Annotated in this window: 1 protein-coding gene; it reads left to right on the top strand. The window is 66.6% G+C overall.

The features are described from left to right. Positions 1–65: 65 nt before the first annotated feature. The coding region (gene trbF, locus JZ791_RS44250; RefSeq protein WP_254207396.1) for a conjugal transfer protein TrbF at positions 66–464 on the top strand (399 nt) is incomplete at its 3' end.

Genomic DNA, 464 nt, shown 5'->3' with positions numbered 1-464 from the left:
GGCGGCAGCTCCAGCCAAGGCCCGAGCCTGCGCGATTCCGATTCCTGATCCTCAAGGAGAACCCCATGCGATTCAAACGACCCCAGGTGCGCTACGCCGACACGCCACAGCCCGCCACTCCGTACCAAGCCGCGAGCCAGGTCTGGGACGAGCGTATCGGCTCAGCCCGCGTGCAGGCGAAGAACTGGCGTTTCATGGCCTTCGGCTGCCTCACCTTGGCCGTGCTGATGGCCGGTGGCCTGGTCTGGCGTTCGGCGCAGTCCATCGTCACGCCCTACGTCATCGAGGTGGACAACGCGGGCCAGGTGCGCGCCGTGGGCGAGGCCGCCACGCCCTACAAGCCCAGCGATGCGCAGGTGGCTTATCACCTGGGCCGCTTCATTGGCCTGGTGCGCTCGCTGTCCATCGACCCGATCGTGGTGCGGCAGAACTGGCTCGATGCCTACGACTACACCACCGACAAG

The organism is Nocardia alni (genome assembly GCF_019038435.1).
Taxonomy (GTDB): Bacteria; Actinomycetota; Actinomycetes; order Mycobacteriales; family Mycobacteriaceae; genus Nocardia; species Nocardia alni.
The sequence above is the reverse complement of the archived record's forward strand: the minus strand, read 5'-3'. Positions and strand labels throughout refer to the sequence as shown.